This is a genomic window from Enterobacter sp. JBIWA005 (genome assembly GCF_019968805.1).
In the GTDB taxonomy this organism is placed as follows: Bacteria; Pseudomonadota; Gammaproteobacteria; order Enterobacterales; family Enterobacteriaceae; genus Enterobacter; species Enterobacter vonholyi.
Genome location: NZ_CP074159.1, coordinates 410,835 through 424,768, shown reverse-complemented (window position 1 = coordinate 424,768; position 13,934 = coordinate 410,835). Strand labels below are relative to the sequence as shown.

Annotated in this window: 12 protein-coding genes; 1 reads left to right on the top strand and 11 read right to left on the bottom strand. The window is 56.3% G+C overall.

Going from position 1 to position 13,934, the window contains the following annotated elements; genetic code table 11:
• Positions 1-134 precede the first annotated feature (134 nt).
• Complete coding sequence (locus KGP22_RS01980) at positions 135-1,409, top strand: MFS transporter (protein ID WP_223581031.1); 1,275 nt, start codon at positions 135-137, stop codon at positions 1,407-1,409.
• A gap of 90 nt (positions 1,410-1,499) precedes the next feature.
• Here KGP22_RS01980 and rlmB read toward each other — a convergent pair whose 3' ends face one another.
• The 11 genes from rlmB to mutL form a co-directional block, all read right to left on the bottom strand.
• Complete coding sequence (gene rlmB, locus KGP22_RS01975) at positions 1,500-2,234, bottom strand: 23S rRNA (guanosine(2251)-2'-O)-methyltransferase RlmB (RefSeq protein WP_223581030.1); 735 nt, start codon at positions 2,232-2,234, stop codon at positions 1,500-1,502.
• 66 nt (positions 2,235-2,300) lie between these two features.
• Entirely contained in the window at positions 2,301-4,742 is a 2,442-nt protein-coding gene (gene rnr / locus KGP22_RS01970) for a ribonuclease R (RefSeq protein ID WP_115876625.1), read from the bottom strand.
• A 38-nt stretch (positions 4,743-4,780) separates the two neighbouring features.
• On the bottom strand, positions 4,781-5,206 hold the full coding sequence (gene nsrR / locus KGP22_RS01965; protein WP_111965420.1) for a nitric oxide-sensing transcriptional repressor NsrR: 426 nt from the start codon (positions 5,204-5,206) through the stop codon (positions 4,781-4,783).
• 192 nt (positions 5,207-5,398) lie between these two features.
• A complete protein-coding gene (locus KGP22_RS01960) occupies positions 5,399-6,697 on the bottom strand; it encodes an adenylosuccinate synthase (protein WP_006178975.1) in 1,299 nt (432 codons plus the stop codon).
• 104 nt (positions 6,698-6,801) lie between these two features.
• Positions 6,802-6,999: a DUF2065 domain-containing protein gene (locus tag KGP22_RS01955; protein WP_003855996.1), complete on the bottom strand. Its 198-nt coding sequence runs from the start codon at positions 6,997-6,999 to the stop codon at positions 6,802-6,804.
• Between the two features lie 71 nt (positions 7,000-7,070).
• A complete protein-coding gene (hflC, locus tag KGP22_RS01950; protein ID WP_111965392.1) occupies positions 7,071-8,075 on the bottom strand; it encodes a protease modulator HflC in 1,005 nt (334 codons plus the stop codon).
• 2 nt (positions 8,076-8,077) lie between these two features.
• On the bottom strand, positions 8,078-9,334 hold the full coding sequence (gene hflK, locus KGP22_RS01945) for an FtsH protease activity modulator HflK (protein WP_111965393.1): 1,257 nt from the start codon (positions 9,332-9,334) through the stop codon (positions 8,078-8,080).
• A 56-nt stretch (positions 9,335-9,390) separates the two neighbouring features.
• Positions 9,391-10,671 carry a ribosome rescue GTPase HflX gene (gene hflX, locus KGP22_RS01940; protein ID WP_023310136.1) on the bottom strand — a complete coding sequence of 427 codons (1,281 nt, stop codon included), beginning with the start codon at positions 10,669-10,671 and terminating at the stop codon, positions 9,391-9,393.
• Positions 10,672-10,745: 74 nt separating this feature from the next.
• Positions 10,746-11,057: an RNA chaperone Hfq gene (hfq, locus tag KGP22_RS01935; protein ID WP_023334248.1), complete on the bottom strand. Its 312-nt coding sequence runs from the start codon at positions 11,055-11,057 to the stop codon at positions 10,746-10,748.
• 85 nt (positions 11,058-11,142) lie between these two features.
• Positions 11,143-12,093 carry a tRNA (adenosine(37)-N6)-dimethylallyltransferase MiaA gene (miaA, locus tag KGP22_RS01930; protein ID WP_223581029.1) on the bottom strand — a complete coding sequence of 317 codons (951 nt, stop codon included), beginning with the start codon at positions 12,091-12,093 and terminating at the stop codon, positions 11,143-11,145.
• Positions 12,086-13,930 (bottom strand): DNA mismatch repair endonuclease MutL, encoded by a 1,845-nt coding sequence (gene mutL / locus KGP22_RS01925; RefSeq protein WP_223581028.1) that lies wholly within the window; start codon positions 13,928-13,930, stop codon positions 12,086-12,088. The genes miaA and mutL overlap by 8 nt, the downstream gene beginning before the upstream one ends.
• Positions 13,931-13,934 lie beyond the last annotated feature (4 nt).

Sequence of the window (13,934 nt, the reverse complement as noted above, 5' to 3'; positions counted from 1 at the left end):
ATGGGAGGGGAGTCACACGTTCACGATCCCGCTGATATCATTCGTGAAATAGCTCACAGAACATAAGAATAAACTATTTCATGACTTCGCTTTTGTTGAATAATTTATTCTTACCCTTTTCAATGAGGATCGTTATGCAACCGGATGCGCACAAGCGAGCATTAATTGCCGGCTCCATTGGTAACTTTATCGAGTGGTATGAGTTTGCGGTCTACGGTTTTCTGGCGACCGTCATTGCGAAGAACTTCTTCCAGCTTGAAGGGGAAGCTGGGCTTACCAGCCTGATCCTCACCTACGCCTCGTTTGCCATCGCCTTCTTCTTCCGCCCGCTGGGTGCGGTGGTGTTTGGCCGCATCGGCGACCGGATTGGCCGTAAGCCGACGCTAATCATCGTGCTGGTGCTGATGACGCTCGCTACCGCCGCCATCGGCGTTGTGCCGGTCTATGCCAGCATCGGGATTGCCGCGCCGCTCATTATTACGCTGCTGCGCATCCTGCAGGGGCTGTTCGCGGGCGGCGAGTACGGCGGTGCGGTCTCGCTGATGACGGAGTTCGCCCCGCGCGGCAGGCGCGGCCTCTACGGCGCGTGGCAGTCCTTTACCGTGGCGCTGGGCTTGTTAGCGGGCGCAGGCATCGTGGCGCTGCTCTCCGCCCTCCTCACGCCTGAAGCCCTGCACGACTGGGGCTGGCGCATTCCTTTCTTCCTGGCGCTGCCCATGGGCGCTGTTGCGCTGTGGCTTCGCGTCAGCATGGAGGAGACGCCCAGCTTTGTGCAGCAGCAGGACAAACCGGCTGTCGCTAAGGCGGATACTGCCGCCACGCTCCGGGCCATCGTGATGGGGATTGGCCGCGTAATGGTCTGGTCTGCGGCGGGTTACACTTACCTGGTGATTATGCCGACCTATCTCCAGTCGGCGCTACACACCGGGTTTAACCAGGCGCTGCTGATCGCGGTGATTTCGAACGTTGGGTTTGCGCTAACCATTATTCCGTCGGGGATCCTGAGCGATAGGATCGGGCGTCGCATGGTAATGATTATCGCCACCGCGCTGCTGCTGATCCTCGCCCTGCCGCTGCTGAAACTTCTGCAGGCGGAGTCCAGCACGCTGGCGGTGAAAGCGATAGTGGTATTGATTGCGGGCGGTCTGGTGGGCATGCTGGCGGGGCCAGGCCCGGCGATGCTCTCTGAGATGTTCCCGACGCGCGTACGCTATACCGGGCTGGGGCTGGCCTACTCGTTATCGAACGCGATTTTCTCGGGATGCGCAGGGTTAATCATTACCGGGCTGATTAAGCAGACGGGTAACCTGGATATTCCGGCGTATTACGTGATGGCAACGGCGGTGGTGAGTATTTTCGCGCTGATGACCCTGAGGAAGGATGACCATCTGCGGTCGTTAGAGGAGTGAGGTTGTCACCGTCTGATGCCCTCACCCCGGCCCTCTCCCACGGGGAGAGGGAGAAAACACTAAAGGCCGTCCTGTGGACGGCCTTGCTGTTTATTCTCCCCGCTGACGCACCGCTTCAAACAGGCAAATACCCGTCGCAACAGACACGTTCAGGGAGGACACGCTGCCCGCCATCGGGATACTGATCAGCTCGTCGCAGTGATCGCGGGTCAAACGACGCATGCCTTCGCCTTCCGCCCCCATCACCAGCGCCAGACGGCCGGTCATTTTGCTCTGGTACAGATTATGATCCGCTTCACCGGCAGTCCCGACGATCCAGATGTTCTCTTCCTGCAGCAGACGCATGGTGCGCGCCAGGTTGGTCACGCGGATCAGCGGAACGTTTTCCGCCGCGCCGCAGGCTACCTTCTTCGCCGTCGCGTTCAGCTGCGCGGAGCGATCTTTCGGCACAATCACCGCATGCACGCCCGCCGCATCCGCGCTGCGCAGACACGCGCCGAGGTTGTGCGGATCGGTTACGCCATCGAGGATCAGGAAGAACGGATTCTCCAGCTCGGCAATCAGGTCCGGCAGATCGTTTTCCTGATACTGACGGCCCGGCTTCACGCGGGCAATGATCCCCTGGTGAACCGCGCCTTCACTTTTTTCATCCAGGAACTGGCGATTCGCCAGCTGGATCACCACACCCTGCGCTTCCAGGGCATGGATCAGCGGCATCAGACGCTTATCTTCACGCCCTTTCAGAATAAACACTTCCTGAAAACGCTCCGGTGCGCGCTCGAGAAGGGCCTGCACCGCGTGGATGCCGTAAATCATTTCACTCATTGATGGTTCTCGTAATAAGTATTTCCCCTCCCCCCGTTGGGGAGAGGGTCAGGATGAGGGGAGATTTTACTCCGCCTGCTTTTTCTTGGCCGCGCGCTTCGCTTTGGTGGCAGCCGCTATTTTCTGTGTCTTCGCGGAAGGTTTCTTCGCTGAACGGGCTTCTTTCTTCGCCGCCTTCGGCTTCTGCTTCTTCTCACCGCGGAACGCGCTGTCCGGCTCGAAGTTCACCTTCTTACCGGCCTGACGGCGCTTGCCGCTCGTTTTGCCGTTTCCGCCTTTTTTCGCTCTTTCGCGTTCGGTTTTACCGACGTTACGCGGGGCGCGCTCGCTGGAGATCAGGCTGAAGTCGATTTTACGGTCGTCCATATTCACGGCCTCAACCTTCACTTCCACACGGTCGCCCAGACGATAGGTCTGGCCGCCAGATTCGCCAATCAGACGCTGGCCGACCTGGTCGAAGCGGTAGTAGTCATTATCCAGGCTGGAGACGTGCACCAGACCGTCGATAAACAGCTCGTCCAGACGAACGAAGAAGCCAAAGCCGGTCACGCTGGCAATCACACCTTTGAAGACGTTACCGACCTGGTCCAGCATAAAGTCACACTTCAGCCAGTCCGCCACGTCGCGGGTAGCTTCATCGGCACGGCGTTCGGTCATGGAGCAGTGCTGACCCAGCTGCAGCATTTCTTCCATCGAATAGTGGTAGCCACCGGTTTCGGTGGTGTTCCCTTTATGTCCCTGCTCCTGCGCCAGCAGATACTTGATCGCACGGTGCAGAGAGAGGTCAGGGTAACGACGGATCGGCGACGTAAAGTGGGCGTAAGACTGCAGCGCCAGGCCGAAGTGACCGCGGTTTTCCGGATCGTAAATCGCCTGCTTCATCGAGCGCAGCAGCATTGTCTGCAGCATTTCTGCATCAGGACGATCGCTAATGGATTCCAGCAGCTCGGCGTAATCGCGCGGCTCTGGCTTGTTGCCGCCCGGCAGCTCCAGGCCCAGTTCAGCCAGCACGGAGCGGAACGCGGTGATGGCTTCCGTCGACGGTTTATCGTGGATACGGAACAGCGCAGGCTCTTTGGCTTTCTCAACGAAGCGTGCCGCCGAGATATTCGCCAGAATCATACATTCTTCGATCAGCTTGTGCGCATCATTACGCTGGGTCTGTTCGATACGCTCAATGCGGCGCTCGGCATTGAAGATAAATTTCGCTTCTTCACTCTCAAACGAGATCCCGCCGCGCTCTTCGCGCGCCTGATCCAGCGTTTTGTAGAGGTTATGCAGCTCTTCGATGTGTTTGACCAGCGGCGCGTACTGTTCGCGCAGATCCTGGTCGCCCTGCAGCATATGCCAGACCTTGGTATAGGTCAGACGCGCGTGTGAGCTCATCACCGCTTCGTAGAATTTGTAGCCGGTTAAGCGCCCTTTGGTGGAGATGGTCATCTCGCAAACCATACAGAGGCGGTCAACCTGCGGGTTCAGGGAGCACAGGCCGTTAGAGAGCACTTCCGGCAGCATCGGTACAACCTGCGACGGGAAGTAGACCGAGGTACCGCGGCTGCGCGCTTCGTTATCCAGCGGAGTGTGCGGACGAACATAGTAGCTTACGTCTGCAATAGCGACCCACAGACGCCAGCCGCCACCGCGTTTTTTCTCGCAGTAGACGGCGTCATCGAAGTCACGGGCGTCTTCACCGTCGATCGTGACCAGCGGCAGGGAGCGGAGATCCACGCGGCCCACTTTGGATTCTTCCGGCACTTCTTCACGCAGGCTTTCAATCTGCTCTTCAACCGCTTTCGGCCAGATGTACGGAATTTCGTGGGTGCGCAGCGCCATATCAACGGCCATGCCGGTGCCCATATTATCGCCCAGCACTTCGACGATTTTACCTACCGCTTTGGTGCGACGGGTTGGGCGCTGGGTGAGTTCCACCACCACCACAAAGCCCATGCGGGCACCCATCACCTCTTCAGGTGGGATCAGGATGTCGAAGCTCAGACGGCTGTCGTCCGGCACCACGAACCCAACGCCCGCGTCGGTAAAGTAGCGGCCGACAATCTGGCTGGTTTTTGGCACCAGAACGCGCACGACGCGCGCCTCTCGGCGACCTTTACGGTCGGCGCCCAGCGGCTGCGCCAGGATCTGGTCGCCGTGGATGCACATTTTCATCTGTTCAGATGAGAGATACAGATCGTCTTTACGGCCTTCCACGCGCAGGAAGCCGAAGCCATCGCGGTGACCAATGACGGTCCCTTTCAGCAGATCGAGGCGTTCCGGCAGCGCGTAGCACTGGCGGCGGGTAAAGACCAGTTGCCCGTCGCGCTCCATCGCGCGCAGGCGGCGGCGAAGGGCTTCAATCTGCTCTTCACCTTCAATATTTAATTCAACGGCAAGTTCTTCACGATTGGCGGGTTTTTCGCGTTTTGTTAAGTGTTCAATGATGAACTCGCGGCTGGGGATAGGATTCGCGTATTTTTCGGCTTCGCGTTCCTGGAAAGGATCGTGTGACATGTCGGTTCCTCCGTTGTCAGCTCCGGTGGAAATTTTCTTCATTCCACCAGCAATAATTTATAAAGCGGTTGATTCTCTTCAACCAAATCGGCCAGCGTGTAGTTATCCAGTTCCATGAGAAAACTTTGCACGGCCTTAGAAAGCGCCTGTTTCAGGCGGCAAGCGGGCGTGATGTGGCAGAACTCGCTGCTGCAGTTCACCAGAGACAGCGGCTCCAGTTCACGTACCACATCGCCAACACGAATACTCTGTGCCGGTTTACCGAGACGGATCCCACCATTCTTCCCGCGGACGGCAGCAACGTATCCGGCACGACTAAGTTGATTGATTATTTTGACCATATGATTACGGGATACGCCGTAGACCTCTGTCACTTCAGAGATACTGGTCATCTTCCCCTCGGGTAACGACGCCATGTAAATCAGCGCACGTAAGCCGTAATCGGTGAAACTTGTTAACTGCACATCAACCTCAGGAAAAAGGGAAATCGCGGACAAACCGCAGAGATATTCATTAATGATGATAAACCAGCCAGATAGTTAGCGGCTAATTTATTTGACAGACGGGGCGAAAAAGCGGAGATCCAGGAGCGGTCGCCGGATGGCGCTACGCTTATCCGGCCTACGGGTCTCCCCGCAGGCCAGCAGTCACGAAGATTATGCGTCGAACGGATCGCGCAGAATCATCGTTTCAGTACGGTCCGGGCCGGTAGAAATAATATCGATCGGCACTTCGGTCAGTTCTTCAATGCGCTTGATGTAATCCAGCGCCGCCTGCGGCAGGCCGCTACGCTCTTTCACACCGAAGGTGGTCTCAGACCAGCCCGGCATGGTTTCGTAGATTGGCTCAATGCCTTCCCAGTCGTCAGCAGCCAGCGGAGTGGTGGTCACTTCGCGGCCATCTGGCATACGGTAGCCTACGCAGATTTTCACTTCTTTCAGGCCGTCCAGTACGTCCAGCTTGGTCAGGCAGAAGCCAGACAGGGAGTTGATCTGCACTGCGCGACGCACGGCAACCGCATCCAGCCAGCCGGTACGACGACGGCGACCGGTGGTCGCGCCAAACTCGTTACCCTGCTTGCACAGGAACTCGCCGGTTTCATCAAACAGTTCGGTCGGGAATGGACCCGCACCCACGCGAGTGGAGTACGCTTTGATGATGCCCAGTACGTAATCCACATAACGTGGACCCAGGCCAGAGCCGGTCGCCACGCCACCCGCGGTGGTGTTAGAGGAGGTGACGTACGGATAGGTACCGTGGTCGATGTCCAGCAGCGTACCCTGCGCACCTTCGAACATGACGAAATCGCCACGCTTGCGCGCCTGGTCGAGCAGATCGGACACATCAACAACCATACCGGTCAGAATGTCTGCAATCGCCATGACGTCATCCAGCACTTTCTGGTAGTCAACAGCGTCAGCTTTATAGAAGTTCACCAACTGGAAGTTGTGATATTCCATCACTTCTTTCAGTTTTTCAGCGAAGGTCGCTTTGTCGAAGAGGTCGCCCACGCGCAGACCGCGGCGTGCAACTTTATCTTCGTAAGCCGGGCCGATACCACGACCGGTGGTGCCGATCGCTTTCGCGCCACGCGCTTTCTCACGCGCTACGTCCAGCGCCACGTGATAATCCAGGATCAGCGGGCAGGCTTCGGAGAGCAGCAGACGCTCACGAACAGGGATACCACGGTCTTCCAGACCTTTCATCTCTTTCATCAGCGCCGCTGGAGACAGCACAACGCCGTTACCGATGATGCTGGTGACGTTTTCGCGAAGAATGCCTGATGGAATAAGATGGAGGACGGTTTTTTCACCGTTGATTACGAGAGTATGGCCTGCGTTGTGACCGCCCTGGTAGCGCACAACATATTTAGCCCGTTCAGTCAGAAGATCAACAATCTTCCCTTTACCTTCGTCACCCCATTGGGTGCCCAGTACGACGACGTTGTTACCCATTTTTTTCAAAATCACCGTTTGCTTAAAAATGGATTCTACCATCGCTTTTTCAGATATACAGCACTTTTTGACCTCAAAATACGCCGATTGCGCCTACTTTTTGATCAGCCAATCGTTTTCCTCAACATGTAGTAGATCACGATGCCCGCAACCACAAGACCGCCGCCAAAACGACGTAAAATATTATCCGGCAGTTGGCTCATGGTGGCGATCATTCGACGCCAGGCGCGTGGATAGAGCATCGGTCCCAGGCCTTCAAGCACCAGGACCAGGGCCAGCGCGAGCCAGATCGTTGAATTCATTTTTGTTCCTTATAAAAGAAAACCACCGCTCCGTTGAGAGCGGTGGTTTGAATACTCAAACGAGCCTGAGTTTATCGCGTTGCGTTAGTCGGCGTCTTCATATAACGGAAGAAATCGCTGTCCGGGCTAAGCACCATCACATCCTGGCTGCTCTGGAAGCTATTCTCGTAGGCACGCAGGCTACGGATAAAGGCATAGAAGTCAGGATCCTGGCTGAAGGCATCAGCAAACAATTTCGCGGCTTCCGCATCACCTTCACCGCGCAGGATACGACCCTGGCGCTCAGATTCCGCCAGCGTCTTGGTGACTTCGTAGTCTGCTGCAGCACGCAGCTTCTCAGCCTCTTCCTGGCCCTGTGAACGGTGACGACGGGCTACCGCTTCACGCTCGGCGCGCATACGGTTGTAAATCGCCTCGGACACTTCCACCGGCAGGTTGATCTGCTTGATACGCACGTCAACGACTTCGATACCCAGTGCAGCCATACTGTTCGGATTGATCACCGGCACTTTACCGTTGGTTTCCGCCTGAACACGTTCAGCCGCTTTGGCAATCGCATCGTCTGCTGCCGGCGTTGAAACTTCATCTTCAGTGCCCGCTGTGCCGGAGTTCAGCGCATCGCGAACTTCCAGGGTCAGACGACCACGGGAGTCGGTCACAATGTCTTTCACATCCAGACGACCAATCTCAGAACGCAGACGGTCAGAGAACTTACGTTTCAGCAGCACTTCTGCCTGAGAAACGTCACCGCCGCCCGTTGCCAGGAAGTAACGGCTGAAATCACTGATGCGCCATTTGATATAGGAATCAACGATCAGGTCTTTCTTCTCTTTGGTCACAAAACGATCTGCCTGGTTATCCATGGTCTGGATACGCGCATCAAGCGTTTTTACGGACTGAATGAACGGCACCTTGAAGTGCAGACCCGGCTCGTAAATCACCGGGCGTTTGTCGCCATCACGCACGACGCTGCTGAACTGGAACTTGATCCCACGCTCGCCCTCTTTCACCACAAAGATCGAGGTATAAAGCACGACCAGTACGATGACGATGATCGCAATAACTGACTTACGCATCCTTATTCCCCCTGACGCTGGTAGTCGTTACGCTGCGCGTTAGCACGGCGTTGGTCCATAATGTCACCATCGTTCGAAGAAGGCGTTGTGTTCGAGCTGGCGCTGCCTGTTGAGGCTGGCGGCAGACGCAGCAGGTTGTTCGCTCCGCTGGTGTCTTTTGCTGCCGGTGCAGAACTGCCCTTCAGCATCTGATCCAGCGGCAGCACCATCAGGTTTCCGCCTTTACTGTCGTTAACCAACACTTTGCGGGTGTGGCTCAGCACTTTTTCCATGGTCTCGATATAGAGACGCTCACGGGTAATTTCCGGCGCTGCTTTGTATTCAGGCAGGATCTTCGCAAAGCGAGCCACTTCACCCTGAGCTTCCAGGATGGTCTGGGTCTTATACGCGCGCGCTTCTTCCAGAATACGCTGCGCCTGACCGTTAGCGCGTGGCTGAACTTCGTTGGTGTACGCTTCTGCTTCACGGATGTATTGCTGTTCGTTTTCACGGGCAGCAATCGCATCGTCAAATGCGGCTTTCACCTCTTCCGGCGGACGCGCAGCCTGGAAGTTGACGTCCAGCAGGGTGATACCCATGTTGTACGGACGAATGGTCTCTTCCAGCTCGCGCTGGGTATCGCTACGAATAACGGTACGACCTTCGGTCAGAATACGGTCCATGGTGTATTTACCGATGACACCACGCAGGGCGCTGTCAGTCGCCTGACGCAGGCTGTCATCGGCGCTGGTCACGCTAAACAGATAACGCTCAGGATCGGTCACGCGGTACTGCACGTTCATCTCAACGCGCACCACGTTTTCGTCAGAGGTCAGCATCACGCCGGAGGCGGCCAGTTCACGGACGGATTCCACGTTTACCGCGGTCACGTCGTCAATGAAGGTTGGCTTCCAGTTCAGACCCGGCTCAACCAGATGGCTAAACTTACCGAAACGGGTGACTACGCCGCGTTCTGCTTCTTTAATGGTGTAGAACCCGCTGGCTGCCCAGATGATGACTACCGCAGCGGCCACGATGCCCACTACGCGGCCACCCATTGGCGGGCGCGTACTCTGAGTGGAATTGCCACCCGAGCCAGAACTTTTTCCTCCGCCAAGGCCACCAAGCTTCTTGCTCAGTTTGCGGAAGATATCATCCAGATCCGGCGGCCCCTGCTCGCGACCACCTTTGTTGCCATTTCCCTCAGAGTTGCCGCCAGGTTTGCTGCTTCCCCACGGGTCGCGGTCTTGTCCGTTATTACCGGGCTGATTCCACGCCATGTATATGCTCCATATTTGTTATGCAAGGGCGAATTATTCAGGCATCCCCTTTCTGATCAGACGATATAGTCGACCAGCGCAGGTTCTTGTTTACAGAGGCGACGCCAGTCAACGATCGGCATACGCACCTGCATCCCCACGCTGCCGTCATCCTCCATCCACTCTTTTTCTATCGCCTGAAGCTGATAAAACCGGCTGCGCAGCCTGCCTTCCTGTGGCGGCAGTCGCAGCGTGTGCTGAGCTACCTCACCGGAAAGACGTTCTGTCAAAGCCTGGAAAAGCAGTGGCACACCAATACCGGTCTGGGCAGAAAGCCAGACCCGAATTGGTTTGTTTTCTTCATCTCTGTCGATACGCGGTTCGAAATCGTCCAGCATATCGATCTTGTTCATGACCAACAGCGTTGGGATCTCGTGAGCATCGATCTCTTCGAGCACCACATTCACCGCGTCAATGTTCTCCTGCACGCGCACGTCTGCTGCATCAATCACGTGCAGTAACAGAGTCGCCTGTCGCGTCTCCTGCAGGGTGGCTTTAAACGCCGCCACCAGGTCATGCGGCAAGTGGCGAATAAACCCTACGGTATCCGCCAGCACCGTTTCACCGACGTCTGCAACGTCAATACGGCGCAGCGTAGGGTCCAGGGTCGCAAACAGCTGGTCTGCAGCATACACCTGGGCCTCGGTTATCTGGTTAAACAGGGTGGATTTACCGGCGTTGGTATAGCCCACCAGCGACACCGTCGGGATGTCGGCTTTGGTGCGCGCCCGACGCCCCTGTTCACGCTGTTTCTCTACACGTTCCAGACGTGAGAGGATCTGAGTAATTCGGCCACGCAGTAAACGACGGTCGGTTTCGAGCTGGGTTTCACCCGGACCGCGCAAACCAATCCCGCCTTTTTGTCTTTCAAGGTGTGTCCAGCCACGCACCAGACGCGTTGCCAGATGGCGCAGCTGCGCCAGCTCAACCTGCAGTTTCCCTTCATGGGTACGTGCACGCTGAGCAAAAATATCTAAAATCAAACCCGTGCGATCGATAACACGGCATTCGCAAAGGGCTTCCAGGTTGCGCTCCTGGGCTGGAGACAGCGCATGATCAAACAACACGACTGACGCGCCGGTTGCTTTTACGGCATCCGCAATTTCGACTGCTTTACCTTCACCAACAAAATACTTTGGGTGCGGCGCTTTACGGCTACCGGTAATCACCTGCATTGCTTCGACACCGGCGGAAGAGACCAGAGATTCAAACTCCTGGAGGTCTTCCATATCTTTGTCTTGCGAAAAATAGATGTGTACCAGCACCGCCTGCTCACCGGCATCATAACGGTCAAACAAGCGTAAACCTCTCTAAAAAGATCAGCGGGGAACGCAGGATCCCTGGCTCCCCGTGTGGATAACAGTGCGAAACCTTATTCGGTCTCGTCGCTGTCCTGCGCCGGCGTTGAAGAACCCTGCGCGCTGCTGCCATGATGGTAGTTACTACCAGTGCCGCCGCCAGCGTTATTGCTGTGATGAGATACCGGACGGGACGGAACAACAGTAGAAATAGCGTGCTTGTAGACCATCTGACTGACCGTGTTTTTCAACAGAATCACAAACTGATCGAAAGACTCAATCTGACCTTGCAGCTTAATACCATTCACCAAATAAATAGAAACTGGAACACGTTCCCGACGCAATGCGTTCAGGAACGGATCTTGTAAAGATTGCCCCTTAGCCATTCTATCTTTTCCTTATATGCTTGTTTTGTACTTAGAACCTTGCGATTCTGAAAAATTGCGCACGATACGCCTCAATTGTACACATTCAGTGAGCGATATCACCAACAACCTCAATCACTTCGTTTAACGCCTGTTGCGGTTTTTCACTGTCTAACCAGTGAACACCCTCCCAACCGCGTAACCAGGTGATCTGGCGCTTCGCTAACTGTCTCGTGGCGCAAACACCTCTATAAACCATTTCATCGTATGAAATCTCACCTTCAAGATACGACCACATCTGGCGGTATCCCACACAACGAATGGAAGGCATGTCCGTATGCAAATCTCCACGGGCAAAAAGCGCCCGCACTTCTGCTTCAAAATCTGAAGCTAACATCTGATGAAAACGCTGCTCAATCCGCTGATGGAGCAGTTCACGGCTCGCCGGGGCGATGGCGAACTGATGCACCTGATACGGCAGAGCGTCTCCTGACGTTTGCGTCAGTTCCGTTAAAGTTTTACCCGAAATGAAAAAAACTTCCAGTGCCCGGGAAAGCCTTTGCGGATCATTTGGATGGATCCGCGCTGCAGCAACCGGGTCAATCTCCGCCAGTTGCTGATGCAAAACGTCCCAACCCTGCTCTGCCGCCTGCTGCTCAATTTTCGCTCTTACTTCCGGATCCGCGGATGGCAGAGGTGACAACCCCTCCAGCAGCGCCTTGAAATAGAGCATGGTTCCGCCAACCAACAGCGGTATACGTCCCGCCGCCGTTATCTCTGCCATCTCGGCTAAGGCATCCCGGCGAAAATCCGCTGCGGAGTAAGCCTGAGCCGGGTCGAGTATATCCAGCAAACGGTGCGGTGCCGCGCGCAGTTCTTCTGCGTCAGGCTTCGCCGTGCCGATGTCCATCCCTCGGTAGATGAGGGCGGAGTCGACGCTAATCAACTCTACAGGCAAAACTTTACGCAACTCAATGGCTAGCGCCGTTTTGCCGGAGGCCGTTGGGCCCATTAAAAAAATTGCCTTAGGCAGGCTCGCCTTACTTACGTCAATCATGTTTCAGGGCGTTCATCGCCGTTTGTAAATCAACAGGTTGTAATAACCCACCCGGCGGCGCTTTCACCAGATGCGGACAGAGGCGTTCAACCTCAGCCAGCACGCTGATGGCCTGTGCCATGCTCCACGGCGCGTGTTCGCTTGCCAGATGGCGGGCGATCCACTGCGCGGTGTTGGCGGCATCAAACGATGTTTGCTGCGCCAGGTAGCCTATCAGTTCAGGAATCAAGTTTTGTAAATTTTGTTGGCGTAAGGGTAAAGGCACTGCACGAATTGTCACATGTTGTGGTTCGAGCACAGTTTCAATACCCATCTGCGCCAGCTGCGGCTCTGCACGCTGCAATACCCTTGTTTCATCAGGGGATATTTTCAGGCGAACCGGAATCAAGAGCGGCTGCGCACAGGCTGCATTTTCGCCGGGCGTGAGCTGCACCTGCTTAAGCCAGCGTTCGGCGACCGGCAGTGCCATAAGCATCAGTTTGCCGTCACGCTCAAGCAATGCCATGTCGGGCGCGATAATCGTCAGCACCCGGCCAAAACTTTGGCTATGCCCGTCCAGAGAAGGCTGAGCGGCAGGAATGTGCTCTTTACGCTCCACGGCTGGTGTTTCCAGCAATTTGCGGTACAACGCTCCCTGCTGCTTCTGATAACCAGGCTGGGCATTCGGGTAGTTCGCGCCCGTTGAACGCGGTGCGCTCCCTGCCGGGGAGAAACGCAGGGTCTCCGGTTCACGCGCGGCGGCAGGCTCCGCAAAATGGTTGCGCCCTGCCGCCACTCGGTTTTCCAGCAGCGTACGCGGCGCTGGAGCGTCGTTTTCCAGCGGCAGCGTTGGTGCTGCCTGCTGCTGTAACACAGCGGCCACGCCCTGATAAATGAAGTCGTGAACCAGACGCGACTGGTGGAACCGCACCTCATGCTTGGCAGGATGAACGTTCACATCCACCTGATGCGGGTCGATGTCCAGATAAAGGACGAAAGCAGGCTGCTGATCGGCCCCGAGCTTGTCTTCGCAGGCCTGGCGAATCGCGTGATTGATAAGACGATCGCGCATCATGCGGCCGTTGACGTAGCAATACTGGATCTCGGCAAACGCAGCACTGCTCGCGTTTGGATCGGCAACCCAGCCGCGTAAAGCCAGATCGCCGTGCTGCCACTCAATGGCCAGCGCCTGTTCCAGAAACGGCGTACCGCAGATAGCGCCCAGGCGGCGCTCTTTCTGTCCGCCTTCCGCCACCGCGCGGTACTGACGCATCACCTTACCGTTATGGCTGAGGTTGATGGTGACATCGAAACGGGCCAGCGCGATACGGCGAATAATCTCGTCGATATGGCCGAACTCGGTCTTCTCGGTACGCATAAACTTGCGTCGGGCGGGGGTGTTGTAGAAGAGATCTAATACTTCAAGCGTTGTCCCGACAGGATGCGCCGCCGGTTTGACCGTCACATCCATATCGCGCCCTTCGGCGTAAGCCTGCCAGGCTTCCTGCTGTTCAGCGGTACGGGAGGTCAGCGTTAAACGCGAAACCGAGCTGATACTGGCCAGCGCTTCACCGCGAAAACCGAGGCTAATAATCGCTTCCAGATCGTCCAGAGAGGCAATTTTACTGGTAGCATGACGAGCCAGCGCCAGCGACAGCTCCTCTTTTTTAATGCCACAGCCATTGTCCCGAATGCGGATAAGCTTCGCGCCACCGCGTTCGATATCAATATCGATGCGGGTTGCGCCCGCATCGAGGCTGTTTTCCACCAGCTCCTTCACCACCGACGCAGGGCGTTCCACCACCTCACCGGCGGCGATTTGGTTCGCGAGCTGCGGCGGTAGAACCTGAATCGGCATGAAT

What these genes read in the sequence shown, in the direction of transcription:
- KGP22_RS01980 (WP_223581031.1), top strand. Translation starts at nt 135, where the DNA reads ATGCAACCGGATGCGCACAAGCGAGCATTAATTGCCGGCTCCATTGGT.
- rlmB (WP_223581030.1), bottom strand. Translation starts at nt 2,234, where the DNA reads ATGAGTGAAATGATTTACGGCATCCACGCGGTGCAGGCCCTTCTCGAG.
- rnr (WP_115876625.1), bottom strand. Translation starts at nt 4,742, where the DNA reads ATGTCACACGATCCTTTCCAGGAACGCGAAGCCGAAAAATACGCGAAT.
- KGP22_RS01960 (WP_006178975.1), bottom strand. Translation starts at nt 6,697, where the DNA reads ATGGGTAACAACGTCGTCGTACTGGGCACCCAATGGGGTGACGAAGGT.
- KGP22_RS01955 (WP_003855996.1), bottom strand. Translation starts at nt 6,999, where the DNA reads ATGAATTCAACGATCTGGCTCGCGCTGGCCCTGGTCCTGGTGCTTGAA.
- hflC (WP_111965392.1), bottom strand. Translation starts at nt 8,075, where the DNA reads ATGCGTAAGTCAGTTATTGCGATCATCGTCATCGTACTGGTCGTGCTT.
- hflK (WP_111965393.1), bottom strand. Translation starts at nt 9,334, where the DNA reads ATGGCGTGGAATCAGCCCGGTAATAACGGACAAGACCGCGACCCGTGG.
- hfq (WP_023334248.1), bottom strand. Translation starts at nt 11,057, where the DNA reads ATGGCTAAGGGGCAATCTTTACAAGATCCGTTCCTGAACGCATTGCGT.
- miaA (WP_223581029.1), bottom strand. Translation starts at nt 12,093, where the DNA reads ATGATTGACGTAAGTAAGGCGAGCCTGCCTAAGGCAATTTTTTTAATG.
- mutL (WP_223581028.1), bottom strand. Translation starts at nt 13,930, where the DNA reads ATGCCGATTCAGGTTCTACCGCCGCAGCTCGCGAACCAAATCGCCGCC.